Raw genomic sequence first — 12,754 nt, forward strand, 5'->3', positions numbered from 1 at the left:
CTGCCGGGCTCCCTGCCCGCAAGGCTGCCACTGGTCATCATCGGCGCCGGCCAGGCCGGGTTGTCGCTCAGCGCGCTCCTGCAGGAGGCCGGCGTCGAGCATCGCGTGCTGGAGGCCGAAACCGTGGGCGCCAGCTGGCAACGGCGCTGGGAGTCGTTCCAGACCAACACCGCCAACGCGACGATGGCCCTGCACGGTCATGCCTATGCCGGCGATGACCCGGAAGGCTTCATGGGCGCCCCGGAGGTGATCCGGCACCTCCGCGGGTATGCCCACGAGCGTTCCCTGCCGATCAGCGAGGGGTGCGTGGTCCACCGGGTCGGGCCCGAGTCCGGTGGCTATGCCATCGACAGCAGCGAGGGGCCGATCCATGCCCAGACGGTGGTGGTCGCCACCGGTGAATACCGTCGCGCGCGGATGCCCCGGGTCCCATTCGCGCCCGCACCAGGCCTCACCGTGCTGCACTCCAGCGACTACCGCAGTCCCGGCCTGCTACCCGAGGGCGCGGTGTTGGTCATCGGCGGCGGCCAGTCCGGCGCGCAGATCGCCCAGGACCTGCGCGACAGCGGTCGCAGCGTGTACTGGTCACTGGCCCAGCGTCACTCGCACACCCGCCGGCTGCGCGGCAAGGACTCGATGACCTGGTGGGACATGGCCGGGCGCATCCACCAGCATGTGAGTGAAGCGGCCGCCGTACTGGCCGGAGAACCGGATGCGCTGCGCAAGGCCCGCACCGCGGAGTTTCCGCTGATCTCGGGCAAGGGAAGCGGCGGCCGGGGCAGCTCGATCAGCCTGCTGGCGATGCACCGCGCAGGCATCAGGTTGCTGGGCCGGTTGCAGGAAATCAGTGGAAACACCGCCCGCTTTGCCGATGTCCGCCCGCAGCTGCGCACCGCGATCGAGGCCACTCGGGCCGAGTATGCCTATCTCGATTCGCTGGCCAGCGCGTACTACGCCACGCGGCCCGAACCGCGCACCGACGATGCCCGTTACATTCCCGAAGAGGTCTATCTGCACTGGGAGCCGGAACCGTCGCCATGCGCGCTGGATCTGCAGGCCGCAGGCATCCGTTCGGTGGTGCTGGCCACCGGCTTCGTCGCCGAATGGCCCTGGCTCGACGTGCAGGGCGCGCTGGATGCACACGGCTATCCGCTTGGCGACTTCGGCGTTTCCCCGCAGCCGGGGCTGTTCTTCATCGGCATGCACAACCTGCAGCGGATGAGTTCGTCGTTCCTGTGCAACGGCGGCCGTGATGCACGCGACCTGCTGCCGGCCATCCTGCGGCACCTGGGCCGAAGCGGGAGTACCGTTTCCGGCGCAGGGCAAGGGAGCCGCCGGGCATGACCCGGCGGCGCCAGACCGGCTTAACGGCCGGTCTTCACCTCGGTCCACAACCGGGTGTAGAGCTTGTCGGTCTCCGGCGTGTTGATCGAGTACGTGAACATCTTCTCGGCCACATCGGCCGGCGGGTAGATGGTCGGGTCGGTACGGATCGCCTCATCCACCAGCGGGGTCGCAGTCGGCACCGGGTTGGCGTAGTGGATGAAGTTGGTGTTGGCCGCGGCAACCTTCGGCTGCAGCAGATAGTTGATGAACGCGTACGCGGCTTCCGGGTGCTTGGCATCCTTCGGGATCGCCAGCATGTCGAACCACTGCGGGGCGCCTTCCTTCGGGATCGAATAGGCCACGTGCACGCCGTTGCTGGCTTCCTCGGCGCGGTCGCGGGCCTGGATGATGTCACCCGACCAGCCGACCACCAGGCAGGTTCCACCGTTGGCCAGCGAACCCACGTACTGCGAGGAGTGGAAATTCTGCACGTACGGGCGGATCGACTTCAGCAGGTCGGCCGCCTTCTGCAGCTCGGCCGGGTCACCGCTGTGCGGGTCCAGGCCCAGGTAATGCAGCGCGATCGGAATCATGTCCGCCGGCGTGTCCAGGATGGTCACGCCGCAGTCCTTCATCTTGCTGATGTTCTCCGGCTTGAACACCAGATCCCAGCTGTTGGCGATATCGGTGCTGCCGCCGAAGCGCTGCTTCAGCATGTCCACGTTGTAGCCGATGCCGGTGGTGCCGATCATGTACGGCACGCCGTACTGGTTGCCCGGGTCCTGGGTGGCGATGCGCTTCATCACCGCCGGATCGAGGTTGGCCAGGTTCGGGATCTTGCTCTTGTCCAGTGGCAGGAACACGCCGGCCTGGATCTGGCGGCCGAAGAAGTTCAGCGTCGGCACCACCACGTCGTAGCCACTGTTGCCGGCCAGCAGCTTGGTCTCGACCATCTCATCACTGTCGAACACATCGTAGGTCACCTTGATGCCGCTCTCCTTCTCGAAGGTCGGGATGGTGTCCTCGGCGATGTAATCGCTGTAGTTGTAGACGTTCAGGACCTGGCTGTCCTGCGCGCCGCCGTTGCCACCGCTGCAGGCGGCGAGCATGGCGGAGGCCAGGCCGAGCGTGAGGATACGCAGCTTCATCGGGTGCTCCAGAATGCGGAAAGGGGGGCCGGCGGGGCCGGCAACGGGTGCCAGCCTACCCCCCGGCGGCGGATTTTTCTATTCCAGATGCTCAGACGTTCAGCAGCAGGAACTCGCGCTCCCACGAGCTGATGACGCGGAAGAAGGTCTCGTATTCCTTGCGCTTGACCGAGATGTAGGCGCGGCAGAAGCGCTCGCCCAGCAGCGCCTGCAGCTCGCTGCACTGCTCCAGCCCGTCCAGCGCTTCGCCCAGCGAGCGCGGCAGGTTGTAGCCCAGTTCCTTGGCACTGCCGGTGACCGGTGCGTCCGGTGCCAGCCGCTCACGGATGCCCAGCAGGCCGCAGGCCAGGGTCGCGGCCATCGCCAGGTAGGGGTTGGCGTCGGAGCCGGCGAAGCGGCTTTCCACGCGCATGTTCTCAGGCGTGTCCAGCGGCACGCGCAGCCCGCAGGTGCGGTTGTCATAGCCCCAGTGCACGTTGCTCGGCGAGACCTCGCCGAACACCAGTCGCCGATAGGAATTCACATTCGGCGCGAAGAACGCCATTGCCTGCGGCACGTACTTCTGCAGGCCGCCCAGGTAGTGGCCGAACACCGGGCTGAACTCGCCTTCGGCATGGGTCTCGCCGGCGAACACATTGCTGCCATCGCTCACCCGCACCAGGCTCTGGTGGATGTGCATGGCGCTGCCCGGCTCGTTCTCCATCGGCTTGGCCAGGAAGGTGGCATACACCCCGTGGCGCATCGCTGCCTCGCGCATGGTGCGCTTGAACAGGAACACCTGGTCGGCCAGGTCCATCGCATCGGCGTGGGTGAAGTTCACCTCCAGCTGCGCTGCGCCGGATTCGTGGATCAGCGTGTCCACGTCCAGCTTCATCGCATCGGCGTAGTCGTACATCAGGTCGAGGATCGGGTCGAATTCGTTGACCGCGTCGATCGAGTACGACTGCCGCGCGGTTTCCGGGCGCCCGGAGCGGCCGGCCGGTGGCAGCAGCGGGAAGTCCGGGTCGGTGTTCTTCTGCACCAAGAAGAACTCCAGCTCCGGCGCCACCACCGGGCGCAGGCCCAGCTCGGCGTAGGCTGCCAGCACGCGGCGCAACACATTGCGCGGTGCCAGTTCGTGTGGCTCACCGTTCTTGGTGTAGCAATCGTGGATGACCTGCGCGGTGGCATCGGCCGCCCACGGCACCATGCGCACCGTGTCCGGATCGGGGCGCAGCATCATGTCCGAGTCCGACGGCGAGGTCAGCTCGTAGTAGTCATCAGGGAACTCGCCGGTGACGGTGGTGGCGAAGATGCCTTCGGGCAGCCGCGTACCGTAGTCGTGCGAGAACTTGTCGGCGGGAATGATCTTGCCGCGCGCGTTGCCGGTGATGTCCGGCACCAGGCACTCGACCTCGGTGATGCGCCGCTCCTTCAGCCAGCGCAGCAGGCTGCTTTCCTGCGGTGCGGGGGGCGTGGCCGTCTTGCGCGGGCGCGTTCGGGAACTCATCGGGAATCCAGTCGGTTCTGTTGGTGCTGCCGGCAAGCTTGGCCGAACGCACGGAAAATAGCGTGATAGAACGGCGCCTGCATGACACGCCACTCCGGGTGCCACTGTACGCCGAGCACGAAACGATGGTGCAGGCTGCGCGCCGCCTCGACCAGTCCATCATCAGCCACGGCCTCGACCTGCAGGCCCTGCGCGAGGCGGGCAATGCCCTGCCCGTGCACAGAATTGACCTGCGCCCGGTCACTGCCGTGCCACTGCGCCAGCCAGCCATCGGCAACCAGGGTAACCGCGTGGGCCGGTCCGTACTGCACCTCCACCGGCGCCTGCGGGTCTTCGCGATGATCGGACAGGCCCGGCACCGCATGCACCTGCGGATGCAGGCTGCCACCCAGCGCGACGTTCAGTTCCTGGAAGCCGCGGCAGATCACCAGTACCGGAAGATCCTGCGCCAAAGCCTCACGCAGCAACGCGAACGCATTGGCATCACGGGCCGGGTCATGCAGATTGCCCGGCCAGCTGCGACCGCCCTCGTAGTGCTGCGGTTCGATGTTGCTGACCGCGCCGGTCAGCAGCAGGCCATCAAGCCCCTGCAGCCAGTCGCCAGCCGGCAAAGGAGGCTGCAGGCTCGGCAGTACCACCGGGGTCACTTCGGCGGCCTCGGCCAGCGCGCGCACGTACTTCTCGCCGGCCACCGCGAAGCGGTGATGGCCGAGCACGGTACTGTCGGTGGGCAGGCCCACCCAGGGCAGGCGGCGCATGGAAAAACTCCTTGACGTGCCGACACGTTACCCGTCGCCCGGCGAAGGCGGCAAGTCGGTGCCGTCACACCACAGCCCTCACGCATCGGCGAAACTACTCGGGTGAATGCTGATCGTCCTCCCCCGCTCTCCTCTCCCGCACTGCGCCCGCGAGGCCTGCGGTGAGTGCCGCGTTCCCGCCCAGCTGGTATGCCGCCAGCCTGCCCGAACCACCCGCGCTGCCCCCGCTGCAGGGCGAGGTTCAGGCCGATGTCGCAGTGCTTGGTGCGGGCTACACCGGCCTGACCGCGGCCCTGGAACTGGCCTCACGTGGCCAGCGCGTGGTGGTGCTGGAGGCGCAGCGGATCGGTTGGGGCGCGTCCGGCCGCAATGGTGGCCAGGCGCTGGTCGGCTATGGCTGCGAGGTGGACGAACTGGAGCGTCAGCTCGGTCGTGATGATGCGCGCCACCTGTTCGACTGGTCACGCGACGCGGTGCAGGCGATGCGCGCACGCATCGATCGCCACGGCATTGACTGTCATTGGGTGGAAGGCCACGCCAGCGTCGCCATCCGCGAACGCCATGAGCGCGACCTGCGGGCCAACTGCGAGCACCTGCAACGCCACTACCACTACCCCATGCAGTGGTGGGACCGTGATGCCCTGCGCGCACAGCTGGACAGCCCGCGCTACCGCGCCGCGATGTTCGATCCGCTCAGCGCGCATCTGCAGCCCCTGGCCTATGCCCGCGGACTGGCCGATGCGGCGCGTGCGGCCGGCGCGATGATCCACGAGAACTCGCCTGTAACCCGCGTGCAGCGCGGACCGCAGCCCACCCTGCATACCGCGCAGGGAAGCGTGCGCGCTGCGCAACTGGTGGTGGCCGGCAACGCCTGGTTGCAGGGTCTGCTACCCGAGCTGGAACGGCGGATCATGCCCGTCGGCACCTATATCGGCGCCAGCGCGCCGCTGGGTGCCGAACGCGCCCGTGCCCTGATCGGCAACAACATGGCCGTGGCCGACACCGCCTGGGCACTGGATTACTTCCGTCTCAGCCACGACCATCGCCTGCTGTTTGGTGGCCGTGCCAGCTATTCAGCACTGCCCCCACCCGGCCTGCGCGGGGTGATGCAGCGGCGCATGCACCAGGTGTTCCCGCAGCTGGCCGACGTGCCACTGGAGCAGGTCTGGGGCGGTTATGTGGACATTACCCGCAACCGCGCCCCGCATTGGGGCCGGCTGGACGGCAATCTGTACTTCGCGCAGGGGTTCTCCGGCCATGGGGTGGCCGCCGCCGGGCTGGCCGGCGAGGTGATCGCCGCCGCCATTGCAGGCCAGAGTGAGCGCCTGGACGTGTTCCAGCGCCTGCGGCATGCCCCCTTCCCTGGCGGCCGGCTGCTGCGCACGCCACTGCTGGTGGCGGCGATGTCGTGGTACAAGCTGCGGGATGCGTTGTGGTGAAACAGTGAGCTGACACGGAGAGATTCCGAAGAACTGGCAATTCCTGGACCTCCACAGCATGTGAAGAGCAAACATCCAGAAGGGCGTGACGGAATTCTCATTTGATCGGCAGATCGCATCGGCAATTGCATTATCTATTTCATGCCGATACCGTCCCTCAGAACCGGGTCCCGCGGCGAATGGATGCTGACAGGGAACGTACTAGAGGGAGATGTGCGATTGAACTGGTGGAATGAAGGCCTGCAGTTGAAGTTGCGTATCCGCCCGGCGGGGCTGGTCCTTGCGCTGTTGTACGCCATCGCATGCTGGGCGTCTCGCCAGTTGTCGCTCGACCAGTTCTACCTGCCCGCCGGCGTCCGCGTGGCTGCGGTGCTGTTGTTCCCGCCTCGATGGTGGCCGTACCTGCTGCTGGGCGAATACGCCTACTTTGCGCAGATGCGCGTGCCAATGATCGAGAAGTATGGACTGGCCTGGATAGTGCTTGGTTCGGCACTGCTGATGCCTGCAGTGATGGCGATCGTGCATCTGCACCGGAAAATGATGGTGACCACGAAGAATGCATGGCTGATTTCAGTCGCGGCGGCTTCGGCACTGGTGGTCACTGCGCTCAATCTGATGTTGGCACACCTCCTGTGGCCGACACCACCGGAGATGCCGGTGCTTGCGAGCATCGCGCGCCTGGTCGTTGGCGACTTCATCGGCATACTGACCCTTGCACCGCTTGCGTTGCTGTGGACACGCCGGACCGGCAACGCCCGTTGGACATCAGGTTTCGCCCCGCCTGCACTCGCTGCTCTGACGCTGATGGCCATAATTGGCCTGTATGCCGCACAGCTGCCCTTGGACGAAGCCAACGCCAAGACATCGATGCAGCTGCTGATGGCGCTGCCGGTCGTCGTGCTCACCTGTCTGTATGGCTGGCGAGGTGCGGCGATCGGAGTACCGTCGCTCAACTTGATCATTGGCCTGACCACCCCAAGCCCCTACACGGGTGCGTTCGATCCAGCTGCGTTCGCGACCCAGCAGATCATGGCGGTCACCGGCGCTGCACTGCTGGTGTTAGGGTCGCGCATCACCCACTACTACCACCGTTCGCGATTGGGCGAAGTGGGTGAAAGAGATGCGCTCAAGCACGCGCGCAATTCACTGGTGGCAAGCGAGCTTGATCTCCGTGAGCGCGCGCGACACCTGAGGAAGCTGGGGGACGGCATCGACACCTCGCTCAGCGAGGTGGTGAATTGGCTCAATGCGCATGGCCATCCCACGATAGCGAACAGTCTCCTGCATATGGCTTCGGTCCATTCGCGACAGTTCCGCGAACAAACCAGCATGGTCTATCCCGCAGCACTGGAACATCTTGGGCTCTACGTCGCCCTCCAGGCCGGCGGCGTACGCGAAACCTGGGACCTGAGCCATCGCGTGATGCGCCCTCGATTGCTCGGCGATCCCTGTCAGCTCAGTGTCGGCCTGCAGCTGGCCGCCTATCGCGCCCTCACCGATGCCGTTTCGCTGTTGATCAACAGTGAATCCGGTCAGATCAGCATCCGCGTGCGTTGCGGCAGGAGAGGAGGACGCCGCGGCATCCTGATGACGGTCGCACTGCTGGATTCATACCGCAGCCTGTCACCGTCAACCGTCACCGCCACGGTCGAGCGCTTGGCTGGCCGCACGATTGCCTATGGCGGAACAGTGCAGTGCCATCGGAATCGGATACGGATGGCGATGGTGGAGACGGGTGACTCCGCCGCCATCGGCATTGCATCGTTCAACGCTATGGATCACGTGACCACCTCCGGGCAGGGAAACTCGCAGACCCAGATCTGATGGCCGGTGTCCGCCAAAGGGCCGGCCCTACAATAATCGCCCTCTGCCGCGTTCATCGCGGCAAGCGCAGCGGCGCAGGATATCCCGACACCGCTGCGCACCTCTACGTCTTTACGGTGTTTCAACCGACCAGATGACCTCGCCGCCACTACGATAACGCACCAGCGAAAAATCGCTGCCGCTGTAGATCTGCGAGCGGCTGGCGCCTGCCGGTATCTGGATCTTCTGCTGGGGCAGCGAAACCTTGGTCGCATTGTTGCCTGCCGGCAGCACCCAGTAGGTCCCCCCTGCGTTGCCGATAATCAGCTGCACGTTTCCGAGGAGGTCGTTCACCTGCAAATAGGTAATGCCATCACGCTGGAATCCATACAGCTGCCAGCTGGGGTCCTGGCTGAGATTGACCGCAGCCGGACTGGCCTGCCCCAACCCAGCCGTAGCCAATGGCTTTCCATGAAAATCCGAGGGACCGCCCGCGATTGCCGGGGCAGCGGCAAGCATCAGAAATCCAGTAGCCGCACCAAAACATGAAAATCGCACAGTGACCTCCAGGTCGAAGTTGAAATCGAGAACCTCCAGCTGATACTAACCGCTTCCCATCTGAGCAATGGGCCAAACGACGAGCACGGACGTTTTCGTCCTAAAGTTACGCCCGAAACCGCCGCTATCCGTGCCGAGCCCTCCTTTGTGAGCCACCGCATCATGCCCGTCCTGCCGCAGGCCGCCGTCGATGGCGACCTGGCCGATCCCCTGCCACAGCGGATCCTGCTGGTCGAAAATTCCCGTGCGTTCACCGGCATGCTGCGCGAAGCCATCGAACAGCGCCTGGAACTGCCGGTGGCGATCGCTTCCACCCTCGCCGAGGCCGATCGCCTGCTCGGCGAAGGTGGCGGCTGGTTCCTGGTGCTGACCGGGCTGGTGCTGGCCGACGGCGACCGTGATGCGGTGGTCGAGTTCTTCCTGAAGCGCGACCTGCCAACGGTGGTGGTCAGCGGCGTGTACGACGAGGACCTGCGCAAGCGCGTGCTGCAGCAGCAGATCATCGACTACGTGCTGAAGAACACCCCCGGCAGCATCGACTACCTGGTGTGGCTGGTGCAGCGGTTGGAACGCAACCGCCGCATCGCCGCGCTGGTGGTGGACGATTCGCCGTCCGCGCGTGGCTATGCTGCGGCCCTGCTGCGCATGTACGGCCATGAGGTGCATGAAGCCGCCGACGGCAACGAGGGCCTGGCTGCGATCGAGGCGCACCCGGCGATCCGCCTGGCGGTGGTCGACCAGGAAATGCCCGGCATGCAGGGCGTGGAGTTCACCCGTCGCCTGCGCACCCTGCGCTCGCGCGACAAGGTGGCGGTGATCGGCATCTCCGGCAATACCGATGCCTCGCTGATCCCGCGCTTCCTGAAGAACGGCGCCAACGATTTCCTGCGAAAACCCTTTTCGCGCGAGGAATTCTTCTGCCGTGTCTCGCAGAACGTGGACCAGCTGGAACTGATCGGCACCCTGCAGGATCTGGCCACCCGCGACTTCCTGACCGGCCTGCCCAACCGCCGCTGCTTCCTGGAGCAGAGCCAGCGCCAGCTGCCGCAGCTGCAGCTGCATGGCCAGTGCGTGGCGGTGGCGATGATCGACATCGACCACTTCAAGCACATCAATGACACCCATGGCCATGAAGCCGGCGACGATGCACTGCGTGCGGTGGCCGGCGCGGTGGCCGCACATGCGCGCAGCCAGGACCTGATCGCACGTTTCGGTGGCGAGGAGTTCTGCCTGCTGGTGCCGGACATGGAACAGGACGAGGCGCTGCTGTACTTCGAGGAACTGCGCCAGCGCATCGCCGCGCTGGAAGTGGACATCGGCACCGCCACCCTGCGCATGACCGTGAGCATCGGCCTGTGCTGCCTGCGCCCGCAGCGTGATGCACTGCACCGGTTGATCTCCGAGGCCGACCGCCAGCTGTACCTGGCCAAGGCCGGTGGCCGCAACCGGGTCAGCTGCACCACGGTGGCCAGCCCGCTGCGCCCACGCGAGCCTGCCCTGCCCTGACCGGCCCGCTTTGATCCAGATCAACGCCGCACCCGCGCGGCAGTTCTACAGTCGGCCCCGACATACGCATGAAGGGGAGCCGGGGATGGCACTACTGGTCTGGCAGGACGATCTGAACATCGGCATCGATGTGATCGACCAACAACACCGCCGCATCATCGAGATGCTCAACCACCTGCACGTGGCCCAGGCCAGCATGCAGCGTGCGGCGGTGGGTGAAGTGATCGATGAGGTGGTGGACTACACCATGTCGCACTTCGCGTTCGAGGAAGAGCTGATGGAGGAAGCGGGCTATCCGTTCTGTGCCGCGCACAAGCGCGTGCATGAGGTCTTCATCAAGCGGGTATCGGAATACCGCATGCGCTTCCAGGCCGGCGAGGACATCAGCGATGAACTGCGCACCATGCTCTCGCGCTGGCTGTTCAACCACATCCGCGGTGATGACCAGGCCTATGCCGAGCAGGTCAAGGCGCACCTGAACCAGTTCGCCCGCGAACACCAGGGCGGCGGTTGGCTGGGGCGCACGCTCAAGCGCTTCTTTGGTTGAGCCGCAGCGCGCGCCGGTGCAGTGCCACCAGCGCGCACAGGGTCGCCACCGCGGTCAGGCACAGGTAGTAGCCCACCGCGACCAGGCCGAAGCGTTCGGCCAGCCAGGTGGCCAGGTACGGCGCTGGCGCCGCGCCGAGGATGCCGGCCAGGTTGAATGACAGCGACGCGCCGGTATAGCGCACCTCCACCGGGTAGATCTCGGCCAGGAAAGTGCCGCAGGGGCCGTAGGTCAGGCCCATCAGGAACAGGCCCAGGCACAGGAAGCCAGTGACCAGCCACGGGCTGTGCGGCTGGAACAGCGGTGCGAACAGCACACCGAAGCCGACGATCAGTACGCTGGCAACGATCATCGTGCGCCGCGTGCCCCAACGGTCGCCATAGCGCGCCGACAGCGGGATGCCCAGCGCGAAGAACAGCATGCCGGCCATCTGCATCAGCAGGAACTGCTCGCGGCTGTAGCCCAACACTGCAGTGCCATGGCCGAGACTGAACACCGTCATCAGGTAGAACAGCACGAAGGTGGCGAACGCGCCCAGGGTGCCCAGCAGCATCGGCACCGGATGGTCACGCAGCACCGTCCACATCGGCAGCCGCACCGGCGCCTTGCGCTCCAGTGCCTTCTTGAAATCGGGTGTCTCGTGGATGTTCAGGCGCACCCACAGGCCAAGGCTGACCAGCAGCGCGCTGGCCACGAACGGAATACGCCAGCCCCATTGCAGGAAGTCGTCCTGGCTCAGGCAGCGGCCAAGCACGAGGAAGATGCCGGCCGACAGCAGAAAGCCGAGCGGTGCGCCCAGCTGCGGGAACATGCCGTACCAGGCGCGCTTGCCCGGCGGTGCGTTCTCGGTGGCCAGCAGCACCGCCCCGCCCCATTCCCCGCCCAGGCCCAGACCCTGGCCGAAGCGGCACAGCGCCAGCAGCGCCGGGGCCCACAGGCCGATCTGGGCATGGGTGGGCAGCAGGCCGATCAGCACCGTGGACAGGCCCATGGTCAGCAGCGCGGCCACCAGTGTGGCCTTGCGGCCGATGCGGTCACCGAAGTGGCCGAACACCGCCGAGCCCACCGGGCGCGCGATGAACGCGACCGCAAACGTTGCCAGTGACTGCAGCAGCGCCGCCTGTTCGCTGCTGTCCGGGAAGAACAGGTGCGGAAACACCAGCACTGCAGCCGTGGCGTAGATGTAGAAATCGAAGAACTCGATGGTGGTGCCGATCAGGCTGGCCAGCAGGACTCGACTGGGGGAATTCACGGGCGGTGCGGCAGCGGTGATCGTCGACATCGGCAACACGGGTAACGGCGGATCGCCCGATTCTGCCACGGGCTGGCGGCCGCACGGGACGATGGTTTCAGCCGACACCGATGCCAACGGAATTTTTCGGGCCGCCCGCTAGTCTGCGCCACCGGTCCCTGCATGGATGCTTTGCCGATGACTGCAGTCGCGCTGTCGTGGTCCGATTCGCCGAAGCTGCCGCGCATGGCGGCATGGCTGGCGGTGCTGCTGGTGCATGGGTTGATGGCAGTGTGGCTGCTGGGCAGTGGCAGGATGACGCTGCGCAGCGACGAAGGTGCCAGGATTTCATTGCGCTGGATACCGCCGGAGCACCCCCCGGCGGTTCAACCACATCCGGCGCCCCCCACCACATCGGCGGCGCGTCCGGCCCCCTCGACAGCGCCACGCCCGACCCCGTCGGCACCCACGGATGTCAACACGCCCGCGTCCGAGGAACCGCCTGCACCGGCGCCACTGATGCTGGACCTGCCTGCGGGCAGCATCGATGGCGGTGACGGTATCAGCGCGGCGGGCGTGGCGCCACGCCTGATCGGTCGGCGCGAGGTCCATCCCGCGTTCGGGCCGCGCCGCAATTACTTCCGGATCCGTCGGCAGATGACCCCCGAGCAGATCGTGCATGGCGTGGCGCAGCTGCTGGGGTTGTGGCCACCGGGGTACATCGTCGACCCGTGCGAGCTGGGCAAGCAGGACATGGACTATTTCCAGAACGCCGTCGAAGAAGCCGACCGCGACATGCTGCGTGCGGCCGTGCTGCAGGTGAGCACCCGCTGCCGGTAGAGGGCACGCCTTTGTAGAGTCGAGCCATGCTCGACTGCTCTTGCCGAGATGCAGCCGAGCATGGCTCGGCGCTACAGAGGGGCGAACGGCAGTCGAGCATGGCTTGTAT

General features: G+C 66.0%; 11 protein-coding genes. 6 read left to right on the forward strand and 5 right to left on the reverse strand.

Features of this window, described 5'->3' with window-relative positions:
- The coding region (locus ARC63_RS20415) for a flavin-containing monooxygenase (RefSeq protein WP_057504254.1) at window positions 1-1,344 on the forward strand (1,344 nt) is incomplete at its 5' end.
- A 20-nt stretch (window positions 1,345-1,364) separates the two neighbouring features.
- On the opposite strand, the gene ARC63_RS20420 is transcribed toward ARC63_RS20415, so the two are convergent.
- The 3 genes from ARC63_RS20420 to ARC63_RS20430 form a co-directional block, all read right to left on the reverse strand.
- Window positions 1,365-2,474 (reverse strand): polyamine ABC transporter substrate-binding protein, encoded by a 1,110-nt coding sequence (locus ARC63_RS20420; protein WP_010486170.1) that lies wholly within the window; start codon window positions 2,472-2,474, stop codon window positions 1,365-1,367.
- A gap of 91 nt (window positions 2,475-2,565) precedes the next feature.
- Entirely contained in the window at window positions 2,566-3,963 is a 1,398-nt protein-coding gene (locus ARC63_RS20425) for a glutamine synthetase family protein (RefSeq protein ID WP_019337139.1), read from the reverse strand.
- On the reverse strand, window positions 3,960-4,721 hold the full coding sequence (locus tag ARC63_RS20430) for a gamma-glutamyl-gamma-aminobutyrate hydrolase family protein (protein ID WP_057504255.1): 762 nt from the start codon (window positions 4,719-4,721) through the stop codon (window positions 3,960-3,962). The genes ARC63_RS20425 and ARC63_RS20430 overlap by 4 nt, the downstream gene beginning before the upstream one ends.
- A 161-nt stretch (window positions 4,722-4,882) precedes the next feature.
- Here ARC63_RS20430 and ARC63_RS20435 point away from each other — a divergent pair, with 161 nt between their 5' ends.
- Complete coding sequence (locus ARC63_RS20435) at window positions 4,883-6,160, forward strand: NAD(P)/FAD-dependent oxidoreductase (protein WP_057504256.1); 1,278 nt, start codon at window positions 4,883-4,885, stop codon at window positions 6,158-6,160.
- Window positions 6,161-6,373: 213 nt separating this feature from the next.
- Window positions 6,374-7,984 carry an MASE1 domain-containing protein gene (locus tag ARC63_RS20440; protein ID WP_231298673.1) on the forward strand — a complete coding sequence of 537 codons (1,611 nt, stop codon included), beginning with the start codon at window positions 6,374-6,376 and terminating at the stop codon, window positions 7,982-7,984.
- A 111-nt stretch (window positions 7,985-8,095) separates the two neighbouring features.
- On the opposite strand, the gene ARC63_RS20445 is transcribed toward ARC63_RS20440, so the two are convergent.
- Window positions 8,096-8,482 carry a hypothetical protein gene (locus ARC63_RS20445; RefSeq protein WP_224329155.1) on the reverse strand — a complete coding sequence of 129 codons (387 nt, stop codon included), beginning with the start codon at window positions 8,480-8,482 and terminating at the stop codon, window positions 8,096-8,098.
- Between the two features lie 201 nt (window positions 8,483-8,683).
- Here ARC63_RS20445 and ARC63_RS20450 point away from each other — a divergent pair, with 201 nt between their 5' ends.
- Together ARC63_RS20450 and ARC63_RS20455 are read left to right on the forward strand one after the other, a co-directional pair.
- Window positions 8,684-10,027, forward strand: coding sequence for a diguanylate cyclase (locus ARC63_RS20450; RefSeq protein WP_057504260.1), 1,344 nt, complete (start codon window positions 8,684-8,686; stop codon window positions 10,025-10,027).
- Window positions 10,028-10,112: 85 nt separating this feature from the next.
- A complete protein-coding gene (locus ARC63_RS20455) occupies window positions 10,113-10,574 on the forward strand; it encodes a bacteriohemerythrin (protein ID WP_004151683.1) in 462 nt (153 codons plus the stop codon).
- Here the strand turns inward: ARC63_RS20455 and ARC63_RS20460 are convergent.
- Window positions 10,555-11,856, reverse strand: coding sequence for an MFS transporter (locus tag ARC63_RS20460; RefSeq protein ID WP_057504261.1), 1,302 nt, complete (start codon window positions 11,854-11,856; stop codon window positions 10,555-10,557). The genes ARC63_RS20455 and ARC63_RS20460 overlap by 20 nt on opposite strands.
- Before the next feature lie 147 nt (window positions 11,857-12,003).
- On the opposite strand from ARC63_RS20460, the gene ARC63_RS20465 reads away from it, so the two are divergent.
- Complete coding sequence (locus ARC63_RS20465) at window positions 12,004-12,645, forward strand: hypothetical protein (protein WP_057504259.1); 642 nt, start codon at window positions 12,004-12,006, stop codon at window positions 12,643-12,645.
- Window positions 12,646-12,754: the final 109 nt, after the last annotated feature.

Source organism: Stenotrophomonas geniculata ATCC 19374 = JCM 13324 (genome assembly GCF_001431625.1).
Classification (GTDB): Bacteria; Pseudomonadota; Gammaproteobacteria; order Xanthomonadales; family Xanthomonadaceae; genus Stenotrophomonas; species Stenotrophomonas geniculata.

Excerpts from the sequence above, each read along its gene's own strand:
- ARC63_RS20455 (WP_004151683.1), top strand. The coding sequence starts at position 10,113 with ATGGCACTACTGGTCTGGCAGGACGATCTGAACATCGGCATCGATGTG.
- ARC63_RS20425 (WP_019337139.1), bottom strand. The coding sequence starts at position 3,963 with ATGAGTTCCCGAACGCGCCCGCGCAAGACGGCCACGCCCCCCGCACCG.
- ARC63_RS20465 (WP_057504259.1), top strand. The coding sequence starts at position 12,004 with ATGACTGCAGTCGCGCTGTCGTGGTCCGATTCGCCGAAGCTGCCGCGC.
- ARC63_RS20460 (WP_057504261.1), bottom strand. The coding sequence starts at position 11,856 with ATGTCGACGATCACCGCTGCCGCACCGCCCGTGAATTCCCCCAGTCGA.
- ARC63_RS20430 (WP_057504255.1), bottom strand. The coding sequence starts at position 4,721 with ATGCGCCGCCTGCCCTGGGTGGGCCTGCCCACCGACAGTACCGTGCTC.
- ARC63_RS20445 (WP_224329155.1), bottom strand. The coding sequence starts at position 8,482 with ATGCTTGCCGCTGCCCCGGCAATCGCGGGCGGTCCCTCGGATTTTCAT.
- ARC63_RS20450 (WP_057504260.1), top strand. The coding sequence starts at position 8,684 with ATGCCCGTCCTGCCGCAGGCCGCCGTCGATGGCGACCTGGCCGATCCC.
- ARC63_RS20420 (WP_010486170.1), bottom strand. The coding sequence starts at position 2,474 with ATGAAGCTGCGTATCCTCACGCTCGGCCTGGCCTCCGCCATGCTCGCC.